Source organism: Streptomyces carpinensis, from assembly GCF_002154505.1.
Lineage (GTDB): Bacteria > Actinomycetota > Actinomycetes > Streptomycetales > Streptomycetaceae > Streptomyces > Streptomyces carpinensis.
This window is the reverse complement of sequence record NZ_MUBM01000345.1, coordinates 1-6,298: the sequence shown is the minus strand read 5'-3', so window position 1 is coordinate 6,298 and position 6,298 is coordinate 1. Positions and strand designations below refer to the sequence as shown.

Below are 6,298 nucleotides of genomic sequence, written 5' to 3'. Positions count from 1 at the left end.
TTGTTGGGGTCGGGAGGGTCGGGAGGCAGGTCGGTGCACCAAGCCCCACCGAATAGGACTTGGCCGTACCGTGGGATTCCGTAGATGCTGGCCGAGGTGCTACTCACAACCCATTCCGCGGTTGCGCCAATCAAGACCAGTGGCGTCGTGATGTCGCCGAACCAGTAGGCTCCGGTGGTGACGTTGGCGAACAGGAGTCTGACTGTGTTGCCGCCGTTGAGCTTGTTCATGGCCCACACGTGGACAGTGTCTCCCGCCCCTACGCCGAGGTTCGACAGGACCTGCCGGTAGCTGCCCCATTGGTAGAATGGGTAGTAAGTCCCTCCGTATCCCATGGAGGTGATGCTCACGCCAGCGCTGAAGGCGACCTGCGGGACTTCCGTATTGTCCAAGCCGATCCACGTGGCGAGGGGTTGCCCAATCAGCCCGCCCGCTGTCTCCACTACGTTAGGTACGACCCAACTGGCGTTCACAATCATGGTGAAGCCGTCAGGCGGATGCGTCGCGTAGGAACCGCTCCAATTGTTGGCATTTGCGGCCGTGCGTGGAGGAATAAGTGGAGCCTGTAGTTCTACGAATTCGGGCTCAATCAAGGTGTTGAGTGCAGGCGTTACTGCTTTGTGGAGGTCTGGCTTCGATCGAATCGTTTCGATTCGGGGCTGCTGAACGTCTACTTCTTCTTGCCGATTTTTTACCTGTGTGCGCTTGGACATGACTGTCACTCTCTATCGCACATGTTTCCTTTCGTTGCCGCACGGCCACAACGGTGCAACTCGCGGCAACCAGTTCACCCCCGCTGAATAGCCTAGTCCCGTGGGCTTGCTCTGCAACTCTGGCGAGGTGCGTAGCGGGGTCGTAGGTACCCTCTGGTCAGCCGCTGGTTGTGGGCCGGGCAGATGTCACACCCGAGGGGTGAGCCATGGCCTCAGTTTGTGTGGACTCGGACTACTTCCAGGTGGGCGGCGACGGGCGGCTGACCCTCGTCCCCGGCAGCATGGGCCTGCGGAAGATCGTCTATTTCCGGCCTGCGGGCACGTACAGCTTCAGGAAGGCCGACTACCCGTGGTTGTCACGGGTGTTCGTGCAGGTGCAGGCGGCCGGTGGCGGCTCGGCTGGCGCACGGTCCCTGACGGGGCAGCTGGCGGCGTCGGCGGGCGGCGCGGGCGGTGGCTACTCGGAGTCGCTGGTCGAAGCCTCCGCGCTCGGCGCCACAGAGTCCGTCGTCGTCGGCGCGGGCGGGGTGCCCGGCGGCCCTACCACGGACGGCGGTAACGGCGGCAACTCGTCCTTCGGTGGGTTCGCCACGGCCAACGGCGGCGCGGGCAGCCCGATCTCCATGACGAGCGGCACCACCGTGGCGTCGTTCTCCGGCGTCGCGGGCCCGCTCGCCGGCACCGGGGATTACGTCCAGGGCGGCGGCGCGGGCGGCGGCTGCCTCCGACTGTCGGGGAACGAGGGGCAGTCCGGGCAGGGCGGCGAGTCCCGGCTCGGGCACGGCGGCTACCAGCGTGCCTCAACTGGCGGTGGCGGCAACCCGCGTGGCAACGGGGCTGGGGGCGGTGGTTCTCTGGCCCGAGATGGGGACAGCACGAACGGCACCCCGGGCGGCGATGGCGTAGTGATCGCCTGGCTGTTTGCGTAGTGCGGATCTTGTCCGGTCGGGCTGTCCGGACAGTGTCCGTGCAGCTCAAGTCCGATGCGGTGGCAGCGTCCTGGTCTGCTGCCGTCGGTGTCCGGACAAGATCAGGACAGCTGTCCGGGACTGTCCGGACAGCCCGTCGATAGACTCGACGTGCGCCGCTGGTTCTGGGCCGGGCCCGAGCACAACCCCCGAGGACGGTGGGAGCAGTGGCGCGATGCGGCTGTGGCGGAGGCCAGTGCAGTTGCACGGTGAAGGCCGGTACGAACACCTCGGTCAGCGGGTCCGGCTCGGCGGCCAACCCGTACGTCATCTCTGCCGACGTGCCCTGCCAGACGGTCCGGTCCTGCCTGTCGGCCGGACCGGGTGTGGAGTACAACGCGGCAACCGGCGTCATCCAGGCCGACATCTCCAGCCAGACCGGGAACAACCTCGCCATCCGGCCCGACGGCTTGTTCGTGCCGACGGGGGCGGCGACCGTCAACGTCGGGTGCGGACTGTCGGGGAACGGGTCGGCGAGCACGCCGCTGCAGATCAAGACGGGCTCCTGGCCCTACCCGTGCTCGCCGGCGACGGCAGGCGGCGTCATCGTCTGCGATGCGAACGGTGTCCTGCGGGGTGAGCCGCGCGGCAAGGTCGACTACAAGGACACAGCCGAGTCGCGGATCTACAACGACGTGATCGTGCCGACCGGGACCAGCACGACTCCGGTCGACACGTTCTCGATGGACGTCACGAACACCGACACGTGCCGCCCGGCGCAGGTCTTCGTGGAGCGCGAGTTCGACGTGAACTTCACGTTGCCTGCCGGCGCGGGCGCGGCCTACGGCGCCGACGGCGACGAGATGTATTACGTGCGGAACACGGGCACAACGACCATCACGAACATCCATACGCAGACGACGAAGGTCTACCGGCAGTCCGCGAGTCTCGCCCCGGGCGCCACGACGACGATCAGCATTGCGGTAGAGATCGGTCGTGGACAGGGTGGCGCCACCTACAACCGGATCCAGAGCGTGATCCGAGCCATCATCATCGCCCTGTGAGGAGCGCCGTGGACCGTATTCCGTTCGAGGAGCTGCAGCACGCCGAGCGCCGCACGTTCTACGTCCAGTACGAGGACGGCAGCGCCGGGCTGATCGAGACGACGAGCGAGGAGCCGCCGCTGCTGTCCAAGCCGGGTGCGTTCATCAACGAAGACGCCTACATGGAGCTGCGGAGGGTGTGGGAGGTGGCCACGGCCGAGCTCGTCGACGCGCTTCAAGCGGCCGACCTGGACCGGCTCCTGAAGGACTTCCGTGCGCTCCTCGACCTCGGCATCCCTGTCGAGTCAGCGCGCAGGCTGACCGGCTACGACGGGGCCTGGCCGCTGCCGGACTCGGGCGGCGACGTCTAGACTCCAAGCAACGCCGCTGGTTCTGGGCCGGGCAAGGGAACTTCCACTCGGGAGTGGTCTCCTTGTCCAAGTGCGGATGTAGCCGCCGGTGCACGTGCACCGTGACGGCCGGACCCGGCGTCACCGTCGAAGGCAACGGCTCCGCCAGCAGCCCTTACATCGTCAGCAGCGGCGCGGCGGCCACGCCGACGCCGGTTACGTCCGGGGACACGGCGACCGTGGACACCACGGTCAGCGGCAGTGGGACGGCGGCGGATCCGTACGTGGTGAGCGCCGACGTCATCCTGGACCCGGCGCCGCCTGGCGGTGGGTCCAACCTCGTCCATGCGGGCGCCGACGGCCTGTTCGTGGAGTGCGCGGACGTCCGCACCTGCCTGACGGCTGGGGACGGCATCGCCTACGACCAGACCACCGGCGAGATCTCTGCCGCCCCGGCGGCTCTCACCGCGGTGGAGGCGCAGGACACGCCGACCGTGGACACCACCGTCAGCGGCAGTGGGACGGCGGCGGACCCGTACGAGGTGAGCGCCACCGTCATCCTCGACCCCACCCCGCCGGGTGGCGGCTCCAACCTCGTCCATGCGGGCGCCGACGGCCTGTTCGTGGAGTGCGCGGACGTCCGCACCTGTCTGACCGCTGGTGACGGCATCGCCTACGACCCCGTCACCGGCGAGATCGAAGCGCGTCCCTCAACGGACGACGGGAACACTGTCACGTTCGGCAGCGACGGCGGCCTGTACTCGGCCGGCGGCGGGGGCAGCGCGCCGACGGTCGTCCAGGCCGGGGACACGCCGACCGTCGACACGACCGTCTCGGGCAGCGGGAGCGCCGGGGACCCGTACGTGGTGAGCGCGGCGGTGGTCCTGGACCCGACGCCGCCGCAGGGCGGTAGCAACCTGGTTCTGGCTGGGCCTGAGGGCCTGTTCCTCGAGTGCGCCGACGTCCGTGGCTGCCTGTCGGCGGGGGACGGCATCGCCTACGACGAGGCGACCGGTGAGATCTCCGCCCGGCCGTCGACGGACGCGGGGAACGCGGTCACGTTCGGAGCGGACGGCGGCCTGTATGCGCCGGCTGGTGGCGGAGGCGGCCCGGCCACCGTCGTCACGGCGTGCGGCCTGACCGGCGACGGCTCCGCTGGGGCGCCGCTGGCCGCCTCGGTGGCCGCCTGGGACTTCCCGTGTGACATCGACGCCAACGGCGGGTCGGTCTACTGCGACAGCACTGGCCGCCTGCGCACGCTGCCGCGCGGGCAGGTGACCACCGTCGGCACCAACCCGACCACGGCTTTCCCTGACGTCCGGGTGCCGACCGGCACCACGCTGGCCGTGGTCCACACCGAGAACCAGACGGTCACCAACCCGTCCGCGTGTCTGCCCGCCTACGTGATCTACGAGGCGGAGATCGATGCGGACGTGGACTTGCCTGCGCCGACCAGCGGCGCCAACGGCGGGGCTGCCGCGATCGGGTTTTCGACGGATGAGATCGAGTACGTCGAGAACTCTGGCACGCAGTTGGTCAACGACACCCACTTCCAGCTGTCGCGCACGTATTGGGGCGGTGTGCTGCCGCCGGGCGGGACGGCCACGCAGACGGTCGCCGTGACCATGGGCCGCGGCGCGGGCGGGGCGACGTATGACCGCATCCAGGTCACCATGCGTGCTTTCCTCATCAACATCTAGGAGCCGACCGTGGCAACCACGTTCCACTACACGCTGCCCGGGGGCGCGTTCGGCACGCGCACCGTCGACGCGGACGACGCGCCGGCGGCAGACCTGCCCGAGGGCGCGGAGCTGATCACTGAGGAGCAGTACACCGAGCTGCTGACCGCGCACCAGGACGCGAAGGCGCAGAAGTACGCCGAGCGCCAGGCGGCCGACCTCGCCGAGCGGCAGGCCGCCTACGACGCGCTGGTCACGGTGGGCATCCCCGGTGCGTCCGCGCGGCGGATCGCGCGCTACGCCCCGCCCGAGGACGGTGAGTGATGGCAACGCCGATGACGCCAGATCAGTGGCGGACCGCTCTCAAGGCGGAGGGCGTCAAGTTCACGGAGTACAGCGGCTGGACCACCCGCGGCCGTGACGCCGCCACCGGCAAGGCGTACGGGCCCGTCCACGGGGTGCTGAACCACCACACCGCGGGCACGGACTCCCTGCGCGCGGTCGCCGTCGACGGGGCCCCGGCCCTGCCCGCGCCCCTCGCCCACACCTACCTGCCCAAGTCGGGCGTGGCCGTGCTGGTGTCCTGCCACCGCGCCAACCACGCCGGGCTGGCGGCGCAGAACAGCTACGACGCGATCGTGGCGGAGAAGCCGATCCCGAAGCCGAGCAAGGCTTCAGGGACGGTTGACGGCAACGACTGCCTGTACGGCATCGAGACGGAGAACCTGGGCGACGGCAAGGACACGTACACGCGCGCCCAGTACGACACCTGGGTCCGCTGGAACGCGGCGATCTGCCGCCACCACGGGTGGGGCGCGGGGAGCTGCGCCGGCCACCTGGAGACCAGCGTGGAGGGCAAGATCGACCCGCGCGGCCCCGTCGAGGGCTACGGCAAGCGCGGCCCCTTCCAGTTCTCGATGGCCCAGCTCCGGGCCGACGTTGCCGAGCGCCTGGCGCACCCGGCGAGCTGGAGCCCCGACCAGGCCAGCACCCCGCCCAAGGAGGTCACGGTGACCGGGCCGCACTACGTCAACCTGGGCATCGCCGGGTTCGACCTCGCCTCCAACTCCCTGGGCGAGGTGGAGTTCACCACGGAGTGGACCGACGAGACCGGCGACCACGCGGACCGCTCCGCGGTGTGGGTCAAGGGCCCGGCCCGCTTCACCGGCTCCCTGTCGCTGCGCTTCGAGAAGCTGCCGGTCGGTGACGTCGTCCAGGTCCGGATGACGGAGTACGACGGCGACAAGGTCGTGCAGGACCACCCGCCGCACGAGGTGATCGGCACCCCCGGCGGCAGCTACGCCGTGGTGCCCCTGGTGAAGCGGCTCGGGGCGGGCCGCAGCATGCGCGTCCGGCTGCTCAACCAGAGCGCGGCCGGGATCGAAGTAGCCAGCGCGGTCCTCACCGCCCTGGTCTGGAAGGAGTCCTGACCTATGACGCTCAACGGCATCCAGCTCCCCGACGGCCGCACGATCCTGCGGACCGCCGAGACGTACGCCCGTGACCTGTTCGAGCGGGTCGTCACGACCGCGGCGTTCGGGTTCGTGGCCGCGTTCGTCCCGGCCGAGGCCACCGACGCCAGCATGTGGTACGCCGCCGGCGGCG

Annotated in this window: 7 protein-coding genes; 6 read left to right on the top strand and 1 reads right to left on the bottom strand. The window is 69.5% G+C overall.

The window, feature by feature from the left end:
• The coding region (locus BZY54_RS50530; RefSeq protein WP_143668213.1) for a G1 family glutamic endopeptidase at positions 1-713 on the bottom strand (713 nt) is incomplete at its 3' end.
• 206 nt (positions 714-919) lie between these two features.
• Here BZY54_RS50530 and BZY54_RS37535 point away from each other — a divergent pair.
• The 6 genes from BZY54_RS37535 (at position 920) to BZY54_RS37510 (ending at position 6,123) form a co-directional block, all read left to right on the top strand.
• Positions 920-1,642: a glycine-rich domain-containing protein gene (locus tag BZY54_RS37535; protein WP_086729804.1), complete on the top strand. Its 723-nt coding sequence runs from the start codon at positions 920-922 to the stop codon at positions 1,640-1,642.
• 248 nt (positions 1,643-1,890) lie between these two features.
• Positions 1,891-2,685 carry a hypothetical protein gene (locus BZY54_RS37530; protein ID WP_086729803.1) on the top strand — a complete coding sequence of 265 codons (795 nt, stop codon included), beginning with the start codon at positions 1,891-1,893 and terminating at the stop codon, positions 2,683-2,685.
• An 8-nt stretch (positions 2,686-2,693) separates the two neighbouring features.
• Complete coding sequence (locus BZY54_RS37525; RefSeq protein ID WP_086729802.1) at positions 2,694-3,035, top strand: hypothetical protein; 342 nt, start codon at positions 2,694-2,696, stop codon at positions 3,033-3,035.
• Positions 3,036-3,136: 101 nt separating this feature from the next.
• Positions 3,137-4,714, top strand: a complete 1,578-nt coding sequence (locus BZY54_RS37520) for a hypothetical protein (RefSeq protein WP_143668212.1) — start codon at positions 3,137-3,139, stop codon at positions 4,712-4,714.
• Positions 4,715-4,723: 9 nt separating this feature from the next.
• Positions 4,724-5,017, top strand: coding sequence for a hypothetical protein (locus BZY54_RS37515; protein WP_086729799.1), 294 nt, complete (start codon positions 4,724-4,726; stop codon positions 5,015-5,017).
• An 11-nt stretch (positions 5,018-5,028) separates the two neighbouring features.
• Positions 5,029-6,123, top strand: coding sequence for a peptidoglycan recognition protein family protein (locus BZY54_RS37510; protein ID WP_244217524.1), 1,095 nt, complete (start codon positions 5,029-5,031; stop codon positions 6,121-6,123).
• Positions 6,124-6,298 lie beyond the last annotated feature (175 nt).

Excerpts from the sequence above, each read along its gene's own strand:
- BZY54_RS37535 (WP_086729804.1), top strand. The coding sequence starts at position 920 with ATGGCCTCAGTTTGTGTGGACTCGGACTACTTCCAGGTGGGCGGCGAC.
- BZY54_RS37510 (WP_244217524.1), top strand. The coding sequence starts at position 5,029 with ATGACGCCAGATCAGTGGCGGACCGCTCTCAAGGCGGAGGGCGTCAAG.